We start from the raw sequence: 19,878 nt of genomic DNA, 5'->3' as shown, positions 1-19,878 counted from the left end.
GCTGGACAGTTCCAGCTGACGGGGAGCACTTCGTTGAGTGGGGGTTAGCGCAGGACGCCGGCGTTCTTCCAGAAGTTAGTGAAGAAGTCGTTGACCAGCGGGCCAACCGCAACAGCGATAAGGCCGAGCAGCGCAAGACCGCCGAGAATGCCACCGGCGACAACACCAATGAACTGGTCCGTATCGAGACTGGAGCCCTTGCTGATCTGGCCCTTGGTGCTGCGACGCTCCTCGCACGCGGTGAGTGCCTCTTCGTAGGTCTTAATCGTCGGCTGGATGCGCGGCCCCAGCTTGTTCAGAGCCTCAGCGGCCATACCTGTGGCGTCATTGATCTTGAGGCTGCCAGTGATAAGACCCCAGAGACCCGGCGCGATGAGACCGCCTGTCTTAACAGCGCCGGCCCCCTTCATGTCCTTAGCCTGAGAGGGGGTGACTTTCAGCGTCTCGTTGGTCAGAATCGGCTCGCGAGACTGCTGCAGGAACTTGCCAGCCATGAAGTACGGGCCAGAGTTCTTACTGGGATGGATTGTCGCCAGCTTCCGCTGCGCATTACCGACGTCCTTGCCCTTGTACTTGGTGCCAAGGTGCCATGCCAAAGGATTCTTGTCTGGGTTCTCCTTCGCCCACGGGTACCAAATGTCCGCGCTCTCCCTATTCTGAAGTTTCTCAGCGGAGAGATCCGCCATGGTTTCAAACATCAAGTTGTAAGCGTCATTGATGCGCTGAACCTCGTCGGCCGTGAACTCCAGGGTGCACAGGCCTTCGTTGTTCCCGACCTCTTCATAGGTTTGGTAGGTGTTCTCCCACGCATTCGCAGGAGCGACGGTTGCGCCAGTAGCAACCGCAACAGTTAGCGCCGCTGTGGCTGCAGCGCGGGAAAAACGGGAAACCTTCATGGCAGGGGTTCCTTTCAGGGGGAAAACTTCGGATCGATAAGGAATGCTACGCAATTGCCATTTATTTGTCAGGGAAATTCCCAGTTTCTTGTGCTTCCCCCTCAGGGAACCCGCCTTCATTCCGGCGCGGTTAGTCGCGTCTGAAACGAGCTTGAGAAAAGGCCAGGTCGGATGTAACTGCAGTGACTCAAAAGTCACACGCGACTAACCTCGGTCCCAGAAACCCCGGCCCAGAAACCCCGGCCCAGAAACCCGGCCGCAAACCTGCCCCTCAAACCTGACCCTCAAACCTGGCCCCAAACCTGCTGCACAACAGCATTGCTGGTATTGCTTTTCACGCATGTCTGGCAGAATGCACCTTTGTGACTGAAAAGGGTGCGAAGGATTTTGCTGAGACGTTGATCGATTCGGTCGATAAGCAAAGCGAAAAGCAAAGCGAAGAGGCGCAGAAGCCAAGCGAAGAGGCGCAAGCGCGAGAGAAAGCGCAGAAGCAAGAGCCAGACAAAGCTCAAGATAAAGAGCGCGAGCAGGAGCCCGTGAACCGGGGCGAGAGCATTGACCGCGCGAAGGTGATTGCCGGGGACGGCAAGGCGGCTTCGGCGTGGGCGCTGCGCTTCATTGTTGTGGTGATTGCGTCGGTGTTTCTGTTCAAGATCATCGGCTACGTGTGGGTGGGCGTGCTGCCGCTGCTGTTGGCGCTGATTTTCTGCACGGTGTTGTGGCCGCCGGTGCGGTGGCTGCGGAACCATAAGGTGCCGTCGGCGTTGGCGGTGTTTTTGGTGCTCATCACGTTCTTTGGTGCGATTGGTGGGTTGTTTGCGGCGATGGCGCCGATGATCAAGACGCAGTCGGTGGATTTGTATCGCCAGTCGGAGGAGGGTGTGCGGCGGATTCTGGGGTGGATTGAGACGTCCTCGCCGTTCGATGTGAATACGGCCCAGATTCAGGAAGCTGTGGAGAGGATCGGGGAGTTTGTCCGCGGCCAGGCTTCCAATATTGCGTCGGGTGTGGTGACGGGTGTGGGGGCGGTGACGTCGATAGGCACGACGCTTCTGCTGATGCTGGTGCTTACTTTCTTCTTCCTCAAAGACGGCGACAGCTTCTTGCCGTGGCTACGCAAATACGCTGGTCAGAGGGCGGGTTGGCATCTTTCTGAGGTGCTAATGCGTTCGTGGAATACGCTCGCGGGGTTCATTCGGACGCAGGCGATCGTTTCGCTTGTCGACGCCGTCTTTATCGGCGTCGGCCTCGTCATCCTTGGCGTTCCACTGGCGCCGGTGCTGGCGGTGTTCACGTTCTTCGGTGGCTTCATCCCAATCATCGGTGCGTTCACCGCGGGTGCCCTCGCCGTGGTGGTGGCGCTGGTGTCTAACGGCCTGACCAATGCGCTGTTGGTACTCGGCCTGGTCATCTTGGTGCAGCAGCTGGAGGGCAACGTGCTGTCCCCGATCCTGCAGTCCCGTTCGATGAACATGCACGCCGCGATCGTGCTGCTGTCCGTCGCGGTGGGTGGCACGCTGTTTGGCATTGTGGGCGCGTTCCTGGCTGTGCCGATCGCAGCTGTCTTCGCGGTGTGGTTCCGCTACTGGGCGGAGATGGTGTCCCTGCGCACCGGGGAGATCACGGCGGATGATATTCAGCTTGCCACCCAACAAAGCCAGGGCATGGACGGGCGCGAGGCGTACCAAGCCGTGTGTGACAGGATGCTGTCCATCGGCCGCAAGAAGGACGAAGCCGAGCAGGACGCCTAGACCTTCTGCAACACATGGGTTGGTGTTTTTCTCTACCCTGGGGACGCATGAGTGAAAACACATTGCAGAACAAGAAGGTTGCCATCCTGTCCACCAACGGCTTTGAGGATTCAGAGCTGACTGGCCCGCGCGAGGCGGTCGAGGCCGCTGGCGCAACGGCTGTGGTTGTTGCCCCGGAGGCCGGCACGATTGAGGGCAAGAAGGGCGCAAACGTAGACGTCGACCTGACTACGGCTGAGGCCAACGCCGCGGACTTTGACGCCCTGATTCTTCCCGGCGGCACCGGTAACGCCGACCACATCCGCATGGACGAGGCCGCTGTCGCCTTCGTCCGCGAGCTGACCCAGGCAGGCAAGCCGGTTGGTGTGATCTGCCACGGTGGTTGGATTCTCACCGATGCGGACGCGCTGCGGGGCGTTCGCATGACGTCCTACCCTTCGCTGAAGACCGACCTCAAGAATGCGGGGGCGGAGTGGGTGGATGAGGAGGTTGTCGTCGATAAGCAAATTATTTCTTCGCGCACCCCGGATGATCTGCCGGCATTCAACAAGGCGATCGTCGGGGAGTTTGCTAAGTGAAGCACCACTTTGAAGTGAAGGTCGCCGGCGGCAAGCTCGTCGTCGCGGACATCGACGATGACGGCGCGCATATCACCGACGCCCGCATCTCTGGCGACTTCTTCCTCGAGCCTGAGGAAGCCTTCGACGCAATCAACGGCGCGCTCGTCGGCGCACCCGTTGGCGCAAGTGCAGCCGAGTTGCAGAAGCTTATCGACGACGCCCTGGCCCCCCTCGGCCCCGTCTCCCTGCACGGCTTTTCCACCCGCGACGTGGCCGTGGTCGCGCGACGCGCACTGCTCGATGCGAAGGACCTGACGGACTATGACTGGACTGTCATCCACTGCCCGGTCCTGCCCACCCCTGTGAATGTGGCGCTGGACCAGTACCTTCTCGAGGAAGTCGCGGCCGGACGCAAGGGCCCGATCCTGCGCTTCTGGGAATGGGACGACAAGGCCGTGGTCTTCGGCTCCTACCAGTCCTTCCAAAATGAGTTGGACCCGGAAGGGATCAAGAAGCACAACATCGTGCCGGTGCGCCGCATTTCTGGTGGTGGCGCCATGTTTATGGAGGGCGGCAACTGCGTCACCTACTCCATGTACCTGCCCGACGATGTGGTGGCGGGACTCAGTTACGTGGACAGCTACCAGTACCTGGACACGTGGGTGCTCGCCGGCCTGCAGTCCCTAGGCGTGAACGCCTGGTATGTGCCGATCAACGACATCACCTCCGACGGCGGCAAAATCGGCGGCGCCGCCCAAAAGCGCATCCCCGGTGCGGTGCTGCACCACACCACCATGAGCTACGACATCAACGCCGACAAGATGCTCGAAGTCCTGCGCGTGGGCAAGGTGAAACTATCCTCCAAAGGCGTGCAGTCTGCCGCCAAGCGCGTGGACCCGCTGCGCCGCCAGACAGGTGTGGAACGTTCAGAGGTCATCGACGCGCTGATCAGCACCTTCATGGCACGCTACCCATCCCAGCTGGGATCTTTGTCTGATGAGGATCTGGCGGCGGCTGAAAAACTCGTGGCTGAAAAGTTCAGCACCGACGAGTGGACCTACCGCGTGCCTTAGCTGGAGGCCGCCTCTTCCTCGATCGCGGCAACCCTGGCTACGCCGTCGAGGATGAGGTTGATGCCCTCGGCGTTCTCATACGTGGCGGCGTCCAGGACATTCTTATCAATCTCATACACGCGCACCCGCAGCGCATCAAACGGGATGCCCTCAATCTCCTCGAGGAACTGACGGCGCAGCTCACCAGTATTGCGCAGCAGCACAATCAGCATGGCTTCCTCCGGGCGGGGCTCCGCCTTGCCACGGAAGATGTCCCGGTAGCGCTGGCGCATGGTGGCCTCAATGGTCTCGTCCTTCTCAGGGAAGCGGGACCACTTCAACCCCAGGAAACCAGCGCGCTCCTCATCGAGCACGCCTTCCTCAATGAGGCGCTCCGCAATCGCTTCCTTAGCAGCGAACTTCCGTGAATTGAGGGCCGAATACAAAGTGGGCTGCCCCTTGCGCTCCACCCTTTCAACGCCGTGGGCCAGTGCCGGATGAGACTGTGCTCGGGCGGCTGCGCCGGGAACAGCGGTCAGCGTGGGGCTTTTACCGCCATGGACCTCTACCAAGCCCGTGGCCACGAGGTCACACAGCAACGCACCATTCAAGGCAACGCGCTGGTGACTCACTCCCAGTTCCGGGTGTGCGGACTTATTTGAGAGCAAGAGAAACAGTGCTTCACTAACGAGCATGGTTGATGGTCTTTCAACTGTCTTTCAACTAGCGGGTCTAGCGGATGAACTTGGGCCAGTCTAGCCCGACCGGTTCAGTTCTGGGGCTTTGGTGGTGATTACACGGGGCCGAGTGAAGGATTTGCGTGGCCCTTCCGCCACTATCCGGGAAACCCACAGGTGAAAGTGGGGCGCACCAAGCATTCCGGGATCGAGTGCGAAATCCTTCACCCGCCCCCGTAGGTCCCCTCCCACACAACAAATTGCCAGACCGTTCGGTCTGTTTCGTGCGCAGCGCCTATTTACGCCCGGTTAGAGCGAGGCCCTTCCTCCCCACACTCATTAATTCAGCACGTCATAGTCCATTTGCGGTGAATATAATTCCCCCGGATCCCTTGACACGACACCTGGAGCGCGTACATTTACAGACCAAGCAGTCTGTACCAACTGATCAAAGGAGTCATCATGACGCACGAGTTCCGCGCACACCGCGTGGCCATCGTCGGCGCCGGCCCAGCCGGCATTCATGCATCGGACGCCTTGATCTGCATGGGGGACCACACGTTCTTTGTGGATCTTTTTGATTCAGCGCCGGCACCAATCGGTCTCTTGCGCTTTGCCAGCCAACACCGCCCAGCGAGCACCCAACCCGGCGGCTCCCTGGTGCCGCGCCTGCGCCTCTTTGGAAACGTGAGTGTAGGAACGGACATCACCATCGGCGAGCTGACCCGCTATTACGACACTGTAATCGTTGCTACTGACGACACTGAGGGCCCGGAGCTCACCATCGTGGGAACCAGCCCAGAAACCGTGACTGTGTACGAGCATCTGAGCAGGGCCAACAACGTGACCGTGAGCCGCACTCCTGTGGTCAGCGACCCGTCCCCCGCGGACCAGCCGGGGGCGATTGTTGCTTTCCTGGAAAAGCGTGGCCTGCCTTTTACTACCTGGACCGGCTGGCACCGCCCAGCATTCAAGCAGGCGAGCACGCCAACCCACACACCGAACACCCACGCGGCCGGGACCGTGAGCATCGCGCAATGGTCCGCGATAGTTGCGGCCGCGACATCGGTTCCCGCAGTGCTCTAAGGGGCGGCAAGCCACCCCCTAGGCACCTCGGTTTGACACCGCATATCCCCTGGTTATGCCAAAGGTTCTCACCGAGTTCAACCTTCGTTTACTTACTGGCAAGAACCTGTGGCTAACCTTGTCAGGGCTTATCAGTACGTAGAAGAGAGAACTCATGAGCAGCGAGGGTCTTTCCCACGGGCTCACCGATGAGCATGATCCTAATGAAGGAGAAGACGTGGGTGTCATCGACCGCAGCCGGATAGATTCTGAATCAGCCGAGGTTGAAGGCCAGGACAACGCAGTAACGCGCACGGCTACTGACCATGAGGATGATGGTCAGATGAAGGACCCGTTGGGGTTTCTGCCGTTCACCGGCACCGCTAAGCAGGTTGTTAACTGGATTGCAGTGTTCGTCGGCGTCTGGCTGCTGCTCAACGGCGTGGGCATGATCGGCGACGGCTTCAAGCTGGCCGCCGGCGACCAGGCTAAAGAGCTGTTCTCCTTTGCGGAGAACCCGTTCGTGGGTCTGGCCATCGGTATTGTGACCACGGCGATTATCCAGTCCTCGTCCACAACCACCTCGATTGTGGTGGGCATGATCGCGGGTGGCTTGCCGCTGGAGATTGCTATCCCGATGCTGTTCGGCGCCAACATGGGCACCTCCGTTACCTCGACGCTGGTGGCGTTAGGCCTGGCGGGCAACAAGCAGCAGTTCCGCAACGGTTTCTCTATGGCGACCGTGCATGACTTCTTCAACCTGATCGGTATCACGTTCTTCTTCACACTGGAGATGTTCACGGGATTCCTGGGCAAGACGGCCTCCGCGGTTGCACCGTCCCTCTCCGGTTCAGGCGATGGTGTTATTGCTGGCATCTTTGAGTCGCTCGGCGACTTCATTGACCTCATCACCGAACCTCTCGTCGGGGTCGCGGGGGCGCTGGTCTCTCCGCTTGGCAGCGTCTGGGGTGGCATCCTCCTTGCCATCATCGGCGTCACACTGGTGCTGCTGTCCATTAGCTTCATCGGCAAGCTGCTGAATGCGTTGCTCGTCGGTAAGGCTCAAGAGATCCTGTACGCCGCACTGGGCAAGAACTCCTTCTTCGGTGTCCTCTCCGGCGCCCTGATCACCGCCCTGGTCCAGTCCTCCTCGACCACCACCGCGCTGACGGTTCCGCTGGCTGCGTCCGGCAAGTTCTCCGTGCGCACACTGTTCCCGTTCGTGGTCGGCGCGAACATCGGTACCACCGTGACCGGCCTCATCGCGGCGTTCTCTGCGTCCGGCGCGGAGGCCGAAGCCGCCATGGCTGGTGCACTCGTGCACACGATGTTTAACCTCTTCGCCGCCATCCTCATTCTCGGTCTACCCTTCCTGCGCGACGTCCCGCCGAGGTGCTCTGACTGGCTGGCGGGCCTGGCCGAGAAGAACAAGCTGTACATCTTCATCTACATCGGCGGCGTGTTCTTTGCTCTCCCGCTGCTGGCCGTGTTCATTTCCAACTCCCTTATGTAAGGAAGCCTTCGATGACGAACCCGAACGAGACCCCAGATCTGTCCCCGATGGCCCAGGACCTCATCAAGAATGAGGCTCCAGACGAAGCACTCGTCGCGCTTCTCGACGAGCTCGAGGAAACCGCCAACGAACTCCGCGTCGAACTGCGCGCACGTGGCCGCAACAAGGAGAGTCTGACGGCGGACCAGGAGACTGACACCGCTACAGACCACGCCGAAGATGGGCACCACCGGCACAAGAAGATCAACCCAAACGTCACCCCTGAGCAACAGGCGGAGCTGGACGAGACCTTCGCTAAGTACTGGGGCACCTCGCATGGTTCCTGGAAGAACCTCTTCCGCCTGCTCCGCGAGTTCCGCGCTGAGATGCAAGGGGGCAAGCACGATGGCTAGAACTCGAGTATCCCTCGTCGCCGTCCTGACTGCCGTCGCTGTTTTCGCCGCCGGTTGCTCCTCGGACACCACCCCGAGTGAGAACGCCATCCAGGTCACCGGTTCCGCGACGGTGGAGCCGATCACCTCCTACATCGCTAAGCGCTACAACTTCGACGTCAATATTGAGGCGGTCGGTTCCACGGATGGTTTTGAGAAGTTCTGTGGCGGTGAGGCTGATATCAATGATTCGTCGATAGCTATTCCGGGCGAATTTCAGCAGCAGTGCGCCGACAATAAGGTTGAGTATGTTGAGCTGCCGATCGGTCTCGATGCCATCACGATTGTCAAGCACCGTGACAATGACTTTGCCACGGACCTGACCATCGACCAGCTGCATGACATCTGGGCCAAGGATTCCGCGGTGTCGAAGTGGTCTGACATTGACCCGTCTTGGCCGGATGAGGAGATCACTCTCTATGGTCGCCCGGATGGCTCCGGCACCCTCGGCGTGTTCGAGGATCTGGTGCTCAAGGGGGACGAAATCCGCGAGGACTACCAGGCCACCGACGACATCCAGGAGCTGTCCACGTGGGTCGCGGAGGATAAGAACGCGCTGTCCTTCATGGGCATCGGCAACTACCTGGCCACCGAAGAGGACAGCCTGAAACTCATTGACAACGTCAACGTCGATGGCGTGGCACCCACCGCAGATGAGACGAAGAAGGGCAACTACCCGCTCGCCCGCCCGCTGTTCATCTACGTGAACAAGGAGGCGGCGAAGCGGGAAGACGTGGATAAGTTTGTCACCACCTATCTCGAGCACGCGGAGGCCGTCATGCCGCGCGTGTACTTCTACCAGCTGCCTGAGCAGGATTACGCGGCCGCGCAGAAGCGTTACGCCGACCGCACCGCCGGGCCGGATGCACGCTGGCAGTCATAAGATTATCGGCGGGTCAAGATCCCCAACGCATCCTGATTCAAGAACACCTTCGACCGACCAATTCTCTGTTCATCTAAAACACCAGCATCCACCAACTGGGAGAGCCACAGCGATGCGGTCTGTCGTTGCGCCAAACCGGCATCGATCACATCAGAGATGCGGATATAGGGCTGCACGAACAACAATTCCGTCAGCTCGGCTGCCGGTGTCACACCTGCAGCACGCACGCGGGAGGTGGTGATGTCTTGGAGGTCTTGGAGATCGTCGATAAGCAGGCTTGTGCTGCGCGCGGACTCGGCGACCGCATTGACCATGAAAATGATCCAGTCCTCCCATGCACCACGTGATGTGACTGCACTGAGCAGCCTGTAATATTCCTCCTTGTTGTCCACGATCGTTCCGGACAAATAGAGAACCGGCAAGGAAAGAACGTTTTCCTGCAACAAGAGAAGAATGTTGAGGATACGACCCGTGCGGCCATTGCCGTCATAAAACGGGTGGATCGCCTCAAACTGGTAATGCGCAACAGCCATCAACACCAGCGGATCAAGGCCATGATCCGAATGAAGGTAACGCTCCCACGCCGCCAAGTGTCGCTGGATCACGTCCTGCCCCTCAGGTGGGGTATATGCACGTTTACCCGTTACTGGATCACCAATGAAAGTGCCCGGGGTTGATCTCACCACAGCCTGATTTCCCTGCAGGACCGAGCACACCTCCAGCGCAACTTTCTCCGAAACAGGCCGTTCTTCTGCCAACTCAACCCCACGCCGCAACGCGTCGCGGTAGCGGAGAGCCTCCTTGGTTGCCGGCGTGGGCTCAAGATCCACGCTCCACTGCGCTCTAAACAACTCATCATTCGTGGTCACGATGTTCTCTATCTCCGTGGAGGCCTGAGCCTCGCGCAGAGGAATCGTTGACGTGATGATCTCCGGATTCGGAATCAACCGGCATGCCGTATTCAATGCGGCAAGCTCACTCCGTGCGTCAATGACAGCTTTGAGCACCCTTGCAGTCTCCAGCTCCTCCTGTGGGGGCAAAGACGGCAGATCATTAAACGGCCGATTCGGGTCGAATCCAGGCGGGGTTTTCTCGGACATGTCGAAAGAATAAACATATCCGCGCGATATGTCGATTTTTTCCCCCAAAATCGACATGAGGAGTTATTTCCGCTGGTAAACAAGGTCTAGTTGGGGCGGGTTTCTGGCGGGTTTCTGGCGGAATCCATAGAGATAGGCGCGTGTCGCACCCGGGGTCTAGTATGGCTGCGAAACCTAGATCAGGGAGTAAATTCGTGGAGTTCATCAGACTCACTGGGAAGTATGGCAAGGCCTACACCCCTTTCATCGCTGCGGTTGTGGTGCTGCAGCTGGTGTCCACGCTGGCCATGTTGTATTTGCCGGATTTGAACGCGGACATCATTAATAACGGTGTCGCTAAGGCGGACGTGGCGTACATCCGGCACGTCGGGCTGGTCATGCTCGCGGTGTCCCTGGCGCAGGTGGCGGCAGCGGTGGCGGCGGTGTGGTTCGCCTCCGCGGCGGCGATGCGCACGGGCCGGGATATTCGCCGAGCGGTCTATGACAACGTCAGCCGGTTCACCGCTGAGGACATGAGCCACTTTGGGCCGGCCACGTTGACCACGCGCGCAACGAATGACGTGCAGCAGGTGCAGATGACCACGCTACTTTTGCTCAACTTCATGGTTGCCGCACCCATCATGGGCGTTGGCGGAGTGATCATGGCGCTGCGCCAGGATGCAGGAATGTCGTGGCTCGTGGTGGTTGCGGTCCTGGCGCTTGCCGTGGCGGTGGCCATCACAGCCGCGTTGCTGCTGCCGATGTTCAGGAAAATGCAGGTCAAACTGGACGCTATCAACGGCCTGTTGCGTGAACAGATCGCAGGCATCCGCGTTGTCCGCGCCTTTGGGCGGGAAGAGTTCGAGGAGAAGCGGTTCCGCGACGCGAATGCAGATCTGACCAAACTCAGCCTCAACATCGGGCGGGTGTTCGTAACCATGTTCCCCGTGATCATGCTCATCCTGAACCTGGCCACCGCAGCAGTGCTGTGGTTCGGCGGGCAGCGCGTGGATGAAGGCCTCGTGGAAGTTGGCTCACTCACCGCGTTCATGCAGTACCTCATGCAGATTCTCATGGCGGTGATGATGGGCGTGTTCGCACTCATGATGTTGCCCCGCGCGCTCGTCTGTGCCCGCCGCATCAGCGAGGTCGTGCGCTATGAGCACACCCGTCGCCCTGACCATGCGATGAGCACCAATGTGGAACCCGGTGTCGTGGAATTCCAGAACGTGTCCTACCGCTACCCCGGCGCGGAAGAACCTGTGCTGGGGGATATCTCTTTCACCGCACAACCAGGCACGTTCACCGCGATCATCGGCTCCACAGGATCCGGAAAGTCCACCCTCATGGGCCTCATCCCGGAGCTCTACTACCCCACGTCCGGTCACATTCGCGTCGGCGGAAAAGTGGGCATGGTCCCCCAAAAGCCCTGGTTGTACCGCGGCACGGTGGCCACTAACCTCCGCGTGGGCAACCCGGAGGCCACCGATGAGGAACTCTGGGAAGCACTCCGCGTCGCCCAAGCTCACTTCGTGGAAGACTTAGACATGCCCATCTCCCAGGGCGGCACCAATGTTTCCGGTGGTCAGCGCCAACGTTTGTGCATTGCGCGCATGCTCGTGGCTAAGCCGGATGTGCTGCTTTTCGACGACTCATTTTCCGCCCTCGACGCCCTCACCGAAGCCCGACTCCACAAGGCCATGCACGCGTATGCGGAGGGGGCGACGGTGTTGGTGGTGGCGCAGAGGGTGGCGTCGATAAGCAATGCTGACCAGATCCTTGTGATGGAAGCTGGCGATATTGTGGCGCGCGGAACCCATGCGGAGCTGCTGCGCACGAGTGAAACGTACCGTGAGATCGCGGCGAGCCAGCAGGAGGTGACGGCATGAGCGAGCAGCTTAACGACGAGCAATTGGCCGAATACGAAGCCTCCATGTCCGGCGATGACTACTCGAGCAAGGCTCCCCGCAAAGCGAAGCAGTTCTGGCCGTCCGCGAAGCGACTCTTAGGCCTGCTGGCGCCCTATAAATTCGCGCTGACCTTGGTGTTCCTCATGAACGCGGTATCGGTGCTGCTGGCTGTGTGGGCGCCGCGCGTGATGGGGCAGGCCATGGACGTGATCTTCTCCGGCGTGATGTCGCGCGAGCTTCCGGAGGGCATGACCCAGGAACAGGCCGTGGAAGGGATGCGCGCCGCGGGGCAGGACCGCTTCGCCGACATGGCCGCGGCGATGGAGCTGACCCCTGGGCGTGGCATTGACTTTGACAGGCTCGGCCAACTGATCACGCTGGTGCTCGCGCTGTATCTCGCGGCCTCGTTCCTCATGTGGGCACAGGGTGCGATTCTGAACCGACTGACCATGCGCACGGTGTACACCCTGCGCGAACGCGTGGAAGCGAAGATCAACCACTTGCCACTGCGCTACTTCGATTCGTGGCAGCGCGGCGATGTGATGAGCCGCACGACCAATGACGTGGACAACGTGCAGCAGGCTCTGCAACAGTCGCTGTCCTCGCTGTTCAACGCGCTGCTGACCATCGTCGGCATCGTTGCGATGATGGTGGTCATCTCCTGGCAGCTCGCCCTCGTCGCGCTACTTGCCATCCCACTCACCGGCGCCGTGATGGGCCTGGTGGGCACCCGCTCCCAGAAACAGTTTGTTACCCAGTGGAAGGCCACCGGCGACCTCAACGGCCACGTCGAAGAGGCCTTCTCCGGCCATGACGTGACCACCATTTTTGGGCGCTCTGACCAGATCCGCGCGCAGTTTCGCGAACGCAACGAAGAACTCGCCGCTGCCGCCCAAAAGGCCCAATTCCTGGCCAATGCCATGCACCCGATCATGCAGTTCATCGGGTCCCTGTCCTACGTCGCCGTGGCTGTCCTCGGTGGCCTCAAGGTCGCATCCGGCCAGCTCACGCTCGGTGACGCCACCGCCTTCATCCAATACTCGCGCCAGCTCAACCACCCCCTCGGTGAAGTCGCCGGCATGATGCAGATGCTCCAATCCGGTGTCGCTTCCGCGGAGCGTGTCTTCGAGCTTCTCGACGCTGACGAGGAACACCCCGACACATCTTCTGACAGTGCTGTGGTCTCCCAGGGCCTCGTCGAATTTGATCACGTCGACTTCTCCTACAACCCCGACGAGCCACTCATTCAGGACCTAAACCTGCGGGTGGAACCGGGCCAGACCGCCGCGATCGTCGGGCCAACCGGCGCCGGCAAAACCACCCTGGTCAACCTGATCATGCGGTTCTACGACATCGACGCCGGCGCTATCCGCCTCGACGGTACCGACATCCGCGATATGTCCCGCGCCGCCCTCCGCTCACAGGTAGGCATGGTGCTGCAGGACGCTGTGCTGTTCAAGGGCACCATCATGGACAACATCCGCTACGGCCGCCTCGACGCCACCGATGAAGAAGTCATCGCCGCAGCCAAGGCCACCTACGTCGACCGCTTCGCGCGCACACTCCCCGATGGCTACGACACCGAAATCGACCAAGACGCCGGCTCCATCTCCACCGGCGAACGCCAACTCATCACCATCGCGCGTGCCTTCCTGGCGCAACCCGCGCTGCTGATCCTCGACGAAGCCACCAGCTCCGTAGACACTCGCACCGAAGTCCTCGTCCAAAAGGCGATGAACGCGCTACGCAACAATCGCACCAGCTTCGTCATCGCGCACCGCCTATCCACGATCCGTGACGCCGACCTCATCATCGTCATGCAGAACGGAAAAATCGCCGAGCAAGGAACCCATGAGGAACTCCTTGCCCGGCGAGGAACGTACTTCGAGCTGAACCAATCCCAGTTCAGCGGCGAAGATTAGTACATGCTCATGTAGCCGTCCTGCTGGGTCGGCTGCTCATGACGAGTGCTGATCCAGCGGTACACGAACACCGACACCAGTGCGGTCACCGGCGACATGATGAGGCTGGACAAACCCTGGGTGATCGAGCTTGCAACAATCGAGATCAACCCGACCAGAGCCAGTGCACCAAACACTCGCCAGTACTGCGGCTTAATGTCGTTGATCGCAGCGGAGAAAGCACCCGTGACAGACGTACGACCATCAATCGCGTACAGCGGGATCACCGCGGTGAACGGGTACAGGAAGATGAGACCGATACCCACAACCAGCACCAGGAACACACCGAGTGGCGGGGACACCAATGCGAGGACCAGCATCGGAATGATCATTGCCACGAAGGAAACGACACTGAAGGCCAAGCCCACCAGGATGTACACCAGGAAACCTGCAGCCCACGGCACATCCTTGAATGCCTTGTCCCACGCAGGTGCCTCACCCGCAGTGTCACGCAGCGCCACCTTGGCCATCACAATCTGGAAAGCCATAGTCACCAGGGCCGCGATGACCACGAACAGACCAATCGAAACGAAAGTGCCTGCACCCGGCACAAAGTTCTCGGGGTCCTGCATGGCGGCAGCCACCAATGGGCCAGCCACGAGAACGCTGCCGAGCAGGGCCGCCACCATCGGGATCACTGCCAAGCCCAGGTACACGTGCCACTGACTGGTGAACACACGCTTGAAGCCGAAGGACAGCGCTTCCATGACCGGCAGCGGACCAGCATTGGTCACCAGCGGCTGGCCGGACTGCGAAGCAGCATTCGGGTTCACGTAGCCGGGACCGTAGGAGTCCTGCGAAGCGTACGAGTTGTAGGACTCGTAGCCCTGGTTCTGGCCTTGGCCGTAGCCCTGCTCTTGGCCGTAGTTCTGGCCATAGCCCTGGTCCTGACCGTAGCCGGACTGCTCAGAGTGACCGTACTGGCCACTTTCCCCTTCATTGCCGTACTGGGGGAACTGCTGGTTTCCGTAGTTACCACCGTACGGGTTCTCGCCCGTGCCCCCGGTGCTGTTGTAGCCATTTTGTGGATCATTCGGATTAGTCATACCCACTACAGTATCGAACATTCGGACATATGCGTGGAAAAAGTTTCACTCACACCATGCCTAGATAGTTCCCGTTCCCTTCCCTCGACCGTGCCCCACTAGGCCAGAGCAGGGGTTTCTCACTACTATGTGAGTTGTGAATTATCAGCCAGAAAATACGCCGCCATCGAAACTTCAGCTGCGTTTATCGGACACCGACCGTGCAGACGCGTTCTCTCGTCTCACATTCGCCTATGGCGAGGGCCGGCTAGATCTGGCCGAGTATGACCGTCGCTGTGATGCCGTTGCGGAGGCCACCATCCACGGGGATCTCATCCCGCTCTTCCGGGACCTCCCAAGCAAGAACCCCTCCGCACCGGCAGTCCAGTCGAAGGAAGTCCAGGTGTACACGCGCGGCGAAATCGAACAGTCGCGGGCAAGCGGGCAACGCACCCGCTTGGGTATTTTCAGCCTCGGGTCGATTGGCACCATCGCGCTCACATCGGTGGCAGGTCAAGCTGGTTTTCCGGGGATTGGTGCACTCATCTTCCTCATCATTCCCACTCTGTTCATCCTGCTCTACGTGATGAAGGTCGGGCCGGACAGCTGGTACACACCCAGCCCACGGCAGCTTGAGCGCGAACGACTCCGCGAAATTCAGGCTGAACGACGTGTAGAAGAGGAACGCAGAAAAGCCTTACGTTCCGCAAAACTCGACGAAATATCAGGGTCCGCGATGGACCTCGCGCAAAGGACCCTTGAGAGATACAAAATGACCCGCAAGTCAGATGAGTAGGATGGCCCCCATGACCGACCAACCCGAGACGAAATCTTCCCCCCGTATTAAGAAGCACCGCCACTTTGATCAGGCGGACAAGCTGAAAGGCGTAGCGTATGACCTCCGCGGTCCCGTTGCGGCGACGGCGGAGGAGATGGAGCGCGATGGACACTCCATCCTCAAGCTGAACACCGGCAACCCGGCCATTTTCGGTTTCGACGCACCCGATGTGATCATGCGCGACATGATTGCCGCGCTGCCAACGTCGCAGGGCTACACCACTTCGAAGGGCATCATCCCGGCTCGTCGCGCTGTGGTGACGCGCTACGAGGAGATCGAGGGCTTCCCGGATTTTGATATCGACGATGTCTACCTCGGCAACGGCGTCTCCGAACTCATCTCCATGACCACCCAGGCGCTGCTGAACAACGGCGACGAGGTGCTCATCCCCTCCCCCGATTATCCGCTGTGGACCGCTGCGACCTCTCTCGCCGGCGGCAAACCTGTCCACTACGTCTGCGACGAGGAGGACAATTGGAACCCGTCTCTCGAGGACATCCGCTCCAAAGTCACCCCGCGCACCAAAGCCATCGTGGTGATCAACCCGAATAACCCAACAGGCGCGGTCTACTCCAAGGAAATCCTCGAAGGCATCGCCGACATCGCGCGCGAGTATGAGCTCATGGTGCTTTCCGACGAGATCTACGATCGCGTGCTTTACGACGACGCTGTCCACCACTCCATGGCCACCATCGCCCCCGACCTGGTCACCTGCACCTTCAACGGCCTCTCTAAGGCCTACCGCGTGTGCGGTTACCGCGCTGGATGGATGGTCATCACCGGCCCACGACGCCGCGCTACCGGATTCATTGAAGGCCTGGATTTGCTCGCCGGAACCCGCCTTTGTGCGAACGTCCCTGGACAACACGCCATCCAGGTGGCTCTTGGCGGACGCCAGTCCATCTACGCCCTCACCGGTGAAGGTGGCCGTTTGAAGGAGCAGCGCGACATCACGGTGAAGAAGCTGCGCGAGATCCCCGGCGTCTCCGTTGTTGAGCCAAAGGGCGCCATGTATGCCTTCCCGAAGATCGATCTGGACATGTACCAGATCCACGACGATGAGCGCTTCATGCTCGACCTTCTCAAGAGCGAGAAAATCCTCATGGTTGGCGGCTCCGGCTTCAACTACCCGAAGCCAGATCACTTCCGCGTGGTCACTCTGCCGTGGGCATCCCAGCTGGAGAACGCGATCGAGCGCTTGGGCAACTTCCTCTCGGACTACCACCAGCACTAATCCCCAGCGCCATATAGGGCATTGTGAGGTGCGGACAAATCTGTCCGCACGTCTTCAGCGATAGCCCTTACGCTGGGAAGATAGTCCTTTTACATGTGGACGCACTGTGCGTCCACACTTGATACCTGCTCTGACCTGCAGCGCAGGTACCAAAGGGACAGATTTGTCCGCATGCCCCGCCGACATACCTCCCGCCCCCTTGTCGGGGCTTCCCTTGTAAGAGCTTCCTCGCAAGGGCTTGCTCAAAAGGGCTTGCTCAAAAGGACTTTCCGTAAGAGCTCGCTCTTCAGGGCCGAAACATTAGCTGTTCAAGGGAGCGACATTCTTCAAGGGAGCGGTGTGGCTAGAGGGAACGGCCGAGGGCGTGGAGGTTCCAGCCGGCGGTGCGCCAGGTGGGGACGGGGAGGACGTTGCGGGCGTCGATAAGCGTCTTGGTTGCTACGAGCTGACCTGCATGTTCTGGATCGAGGTTCTTGAACTCGTCCCACTCGGTAGCGAGAATGACGAGTTCAGCGTCCGTGAGCGCATCATCAAGCGAGTCGGCGTAATCCAGCGTTGGGAAGACCTTGCGGGCGTTGTCCATCGCCTCCGGGTCGTAGACGCGCACGGACGCGCCGGCGAGATTGAGCTGACCGGCGACAGCGAGCGCGGGCGAATCACGCACATCATCCGAGTTCGGCTTAAACGCGGCACCAAGAACCGTGATGCGACGGCCGATGAGGGATCCGAGGATCTCGCGCGACAGATCAACGACGCGCTCACGGCGGCGCATGTTGATCGCGTCGACCTCACGGAGGAAAGTCAGAGCTTGGTCAGCACCGAGCTCGCCAGCGCGGGCCATGAACGCACGGATGTCCTTGGGCAAGCAGCCGCCACCGAAGCCGAGGCCAGCGCCGAGGAACTTGCGGCCGATGCGTTCATCGTGGCCGATGGCATCAGCAAGCTGGGTGACGTCCGCTCCGACGATTTCGCAGACCTCTGAGACCGCATTAATGAAGGAAATCTTCGTGGCCAGGAAGGCGTTGGCGGAGACTTTGACCAGTTCAGCGGTCTGCAAATCCGTCACGATGAACGGTGTCCCATCCGCCAGCGGGGTTGCGTATACTTCGCGGGCGATTTCTTCGGCGCGACTTTCGGCGGGTTCTTCGGTGAGGCTTTCGGTGTCGCTTGTGCTGCGGACGCCGAGGACGATGCGGTCCGGCGTGATCGTGTCATTGACCGCGTAGCCCTCGCGGAGGAACTCGGGGTTCCAGGCGATCTCGATGGTGGCGGGGGCATTAATAAGCTTATTAGCCCGCTCTTGGAGGGCTTGAGCCGTGCCAACGGGCACCGTCGACTTGCCAAAGATCACGTGCTCTCCCTGCAAATGCGGCACGAGGCTATCCACTGCCGCCTCAACATAGGAGGTATCCGCCGCGTAACTTCCGCGCAGCTGCGGGGTGCCCACGCCGATGAAGTGCACGTTGGCGAACTCAGCGGCCTCTTTGTAATCCGTGGTGAAACGCAGTCGACCATTCGCGAGGTTCCGCTCCAGCACTTCCGGCAAACCAGGCTCGAAGAAGGGCACCTTCCCCGCCTTCAAAGTGTCGATTTTTGCCTGGTCAACGTCGATTCCCAGTACCTCGTGGCCGAGTTCCGCCATGCAAGCGGCGTGCGTCGCGCCGAGGTAACCGGTGCCAATCACAGTCATGCGCATACCGGCCATTATGACCCGTGCGGGGAGGTTACGCAGGGTGAGTGCGAGAAGGCGTTCGAGAAATCTGACGCTTTGGTGCAGGAGTCGGTATTAAAGGCGCAGGTGGCAGACAACCGCTTGGAAGAAATCTCGACTGTGAGGGAACCGAACGAGAGTTTCAGCAGTCTAAGTCAATATGAACAAACTTATTTTTCCGAAAGTCCACGACTTCATGGACATCACTTACCTAGTACAGGGCCATCTCCACCCTGCGGACGTGCCTGGCTCGGGCCAACACGCATCAGCAAAGTACCTGGCCTCAGGGTTTGCGCCCCGCCCTCCTGAGATCACCCGATTAGAAGCTCAAGCCCACCCACGCGGCCGGGGTTTCGAGGTGCCTGCAAACCTTCGTGCCATCGCCCAATCACTGGAGCATCCACACTGTGCAATTGCGGGGACTAGCGCGCTAGCGCTCTATGGCGTGCCTTACCTAGTGAATTCATGTGACACCACGCTCAACTCACCCACCTACAAGCGAGAAGACACCGGTGTCATAGTGAGGCGCCGAGAGACTCGCACCCCTTGGAACGTCACTTGGCGTGGCATTGACCTGCCTGTCAGTGAGCCACATGAAGCCGTGACGGAAGCGTTGCAAGACATACGTGCGGGATTTCACATGTGGCCCAAGCCTCGCTGGATCACCGACGGTCCCACCTACTGGGCCGTCATGCTCATTGACGCTGCTTGCCACCGTCTCTCCCTCTCCCCAGCGCTGCTGCTCAAGGCGTCACACTACCGGGTGAATAAACGATGGATGACCCAAGCAATGCGTCTGTCCAGCCCACTCGCAGAGTCTCCGAAGGAGACCGAAATGCGTCTCATGTGCATGGCGGTTCTGGGCCACATTCCATTAGCTTTCCGACCGCAGTGGGATTACATCGTGGATGCACTCACACCATTGAAACTCCAGCTTGTAGAGCAAATGCCGGTCACGTTGGACAACCAACTTGTCACCGTGCTTGACCTGGCTATCCCAGAGCTAAGAATTGCTCTGATGTATGACGGGGAACACCATCTCGCTAGAAGTCAGCGCGATAAAGACTTTGACATCAACCTTGAATGCCAACTGCAGGGCTGGACTGTTCTGAGATTCTCCGCAGGGACGCTGCGGAAGCTGCCCTGGATCCTATTCAGGGCAGTGCAAGCCGCAGGAAAAGTGGGATGAAATGGCAGATTCGAGAAATCTCACACAATCTCCGTTTGCAGAACCTAAACGGGCAGGTCGCGGAAAAGGGGATGTGAGAAATCTCGGATGGGGCCCTAACGGA

The 19,878-nt window shown here is 59.8% G+C and carries 17 protein-coding genes; 12 read left to right on the top strand and 5 right to left on the bottom strand.

Annotated features, from left to right (window positions below; all coding sequences use genetic code 11):
- Positions 1–44 precede the first annotated feature (44 nt).
- Positions 45–896, bottom strand: coding sequence for a hypothetical protein (locus tag QP994_RS08320; protein WP_284866159.1), 852 nt, complete (start codon positions 894–896; stop codon positions 45–47).
- A gap of 362 nt (positions 897–1,258) precedes the next feature.
- On the opposite strand from QP994_RS08320, the gene QP994_RS08315 reads away from it, so the two are divergent.
- From QP994_RS08315 to QP994_RS08305, 3 genes are read left to right on the top strand one after another with little or no spacing between them, the layout of a single operon-like run.
- Positions 1,259–2,647, top strand: coding sequence for an AI-2E family transporter (locus QP994_RS08315; RefSeq protein WP_284866157.1), 1,389 nt, complete (start codon positions 1,259–1,261; stop codon positions 2,645–2,647).
- Positions 2,648–2,694: 47 nt separating this feature from the next.
- Positions 2,695–3,225, top strand: a complete 531-nt coding sequence (locus QP994_RS08310; RefSeq protein ID WP_284866155.1) for a type 1 glutamine amidotransferase domain-containing protein — start codon at positions 2,695–2,697, stop codon at positions 3,223–3,225.
- Entirely contained in the window at positions 3,222–4,280 is a 1,059-nt protein-coding gene (locus QP994_RS08305; protein WP_284866153.1) for a lipoate--protein ligase family protein, read from the top strand. Before QP994_RS08310 ends, QP994_RS08305 begins: the two co-directional genes overlap by 4 nt.
- Here the strand turns inward: QP994_RS08305 and QP994_RS08300 are convergent.
- The gene (locus QP994_RS08300; RefSeq protein ID WP_284866151.1) at positions 4,277–4,954 is read right to left on the bottom strand and encodes a GOLPH3/VPS74 family protein; all 678 of its coding nucleotides are present in this window, start codon (positions 4,952–4,954) and stop codon (positions 4,277–4,279) included. The genes QP994_RS08305 and QP994_RS08300 overlap by 4 nt on opposite strands.
- Before the next feature lie 444 nt (positions 4,955–5,398).
- On the opposite strand from QP994_RS08300, the gene QP994_RS08295 reads away from it, so the two are divergent.
- The 4 genes from QP994_RS08295 (at position 5,399) to QP994_RS08280 (ending at position 8,828) form a co-directional block, all read left to right on the top strand.
- A complete protein-coding gene (locus QP994_RS08295) occupies positions 5,399–6,022 on the top strand; it encodes a hypothetical protein (protein WP_284866149.1) in 624 nt (207 codons plus the stop codon).
- 154 nt (positions 6,023–6,176) lie between these two features.
- A complete protein-coding gene (locus tag QP994_RS08290; RefSeq protein WP_284855261.1) occupies positions 6,177–7,514 on the top strand; it encodes a Na/Pi symporter in 1,338 nt (445 codons plus the stop codon).
- Positions 7,515–7,525: 11 nt separating this feature from the next.
- Entirely contained in the window at positions 7,526–7,906 is a 381-nt protein-coding gene (locus QP994_RS08285; protein WP_284855262.1) for a hypothetical protein, read from the top strand.
- Positions 7,899–8,828 carry a substrate-binding domain-containing protein gene (locus QP994_RS08280; protein ID WP_284866147.1) on the top strand — a complete coding sequence of 310 codons (930 nt, stop codon included), beginning with the start codon at positions 7,899–7,901 and terminating at the stop codon, positions 8,826–8,828. The genes QP994_RS08285 and QP994_RS08280 overlap by 8 nt, the downstream gene beginning before the upstream one ends.
- A 2-nt stretch (positions 8,829–8,830) precedes the next feature.
- Here QP994_RS08280 and QP994_RS08275 read toward each other — a convergent pair whose 3' ends face one another.
- Positions 8,831–9,985, bottom strand: a complete 1,155-nt coding sequence (locus QP994_RS08275) for a Fic family protein (protein WP_284866145.1) — start codon at positions 9,983–9,985, stop codon at positions 8,831–8,833.
- Positions 9,986–10,122: 137 nt separating this feature from the next.
- Here QP994_RS08275 and QP994_RS08270 point away from each other — a divergent pair, with 137 nt between their 5' ends.
- Together QP994_RS08270 and QP994_RS08265 are read left to right on the top strand one after the other, a co-directional pair.
- Positions 10,123–11,796 carry an ABC transporter ATP-binding protein gene (locus tag QP994_RS08270; RefSeq protein WP_284866143.1) on the top strand — a complete coding sequence of 558 codons (1,674 nt, stop codon included), beginning with the start codon at positions 10,123–10,125 and terminating at the stop codon, positions 11,794–11,796.
- Positions 11,793–13,739: an ABC transporter ATP-binding protein gene (locus tag QP994_RS08265; RefSeq protein WP_284866141.1), complete on the top strand. Its 1,947-nt coding sequence runs from the start codon at positions 11,793–11,795 to the stop codon at positions 13,737–13,739. Before QP994_RS08270 ends, QP994_RS08265 begins: the two co-directional genes overlap by 4 nt.
- Here QP994_RS08265 and QP994_RS08260 read toward each other — a convergent pair.
- The gene (locus QP994_RS08260; RefSeq protein ID WP_284866139.1) at positions 13,736–14,824 is read right to left on the bottom strand and encodes a hypothetical protein; all 1,089 of its coding nucleotides are present in this window, start codon (positions 14,822–14,824) and stop codon (positions 13,736–13,738) included. The genes QP994_RS08265 and QP994_RS08260 overlap by 4 nt on opposite strands.
- Before the next feature lie 136 nt (positions 14,825–14,960).
- Here QP994_RS08260 and QP994_RS08255 point away from each other — a divergent pair, with 136 nt between their 5' ends.
- Positions 14,961–15,599 (top strand): DUF1707 SHOCT-like domain-containing protein, encoded by a 639-nt coding sequence (locus tag QP994_RS08255; protein ID WP_284866137.1) that lies wholly within the window; start codon positions 14,961–14,963, stop codon positions 15,597–15,599.
- Between the two features lie 10 nt (positions 15,600–15,609).
- Positions 15,610–16,875 (top strand): pyridoxal phosphate-dependent aminotransferase, encoded by a 1,266-nt coding sequence (locus tag QP994_RS08250; protein ID WP_284866136.1) that lies wholly within the window; start codon positions 15,610–15,612, stop codon positions 16,873–16,875.
- Between the two features lie 343 nt (positions 16,876–17,218).
- Here QP994_RS08250 and QP994_RS08245 read toward each other — a convergent pair whose 3' ends face one another.
- Positions 17,219–18,571, bottom strand: a complete 1,353-nt coding sequence (locus tag QP994_RS08245) for a UDP-glucose dehydrogenase family protein (protein WP_284866134.1) — start codon at positions 18,569–18,571, stop codon at positions 17,219–17,221.
- Positions 18,572–19,226: 655 nt separating this feature from the next.
- Between QP994_RS08245 and QP994_RS08240 the strand changes: the two genes are divergently transcribed.
- Entirely contained in the window at positions 19,227–19,775 is a 549-nt protein-coding gene (locus QP994_RS08240) for a putative endonuclease domain-containing protein (protein ID WP_284855271.1), read from the top strand.
- The last annotated feature ends 103 nt before the right edge of the window (positions 19,776–19,878 follow it).

The organism is Corynebacterium sp. MSK044, assembly GCF_030232825.1.
Lineage (GTDB): Bacteria > Actinomycetota > Actinomycetes > Mycobacteriales > Mycobacteriaceae > Corynebacterium.
This window is presented reverse-complemented; position numbering and strand designations above follow the sequence as displayed.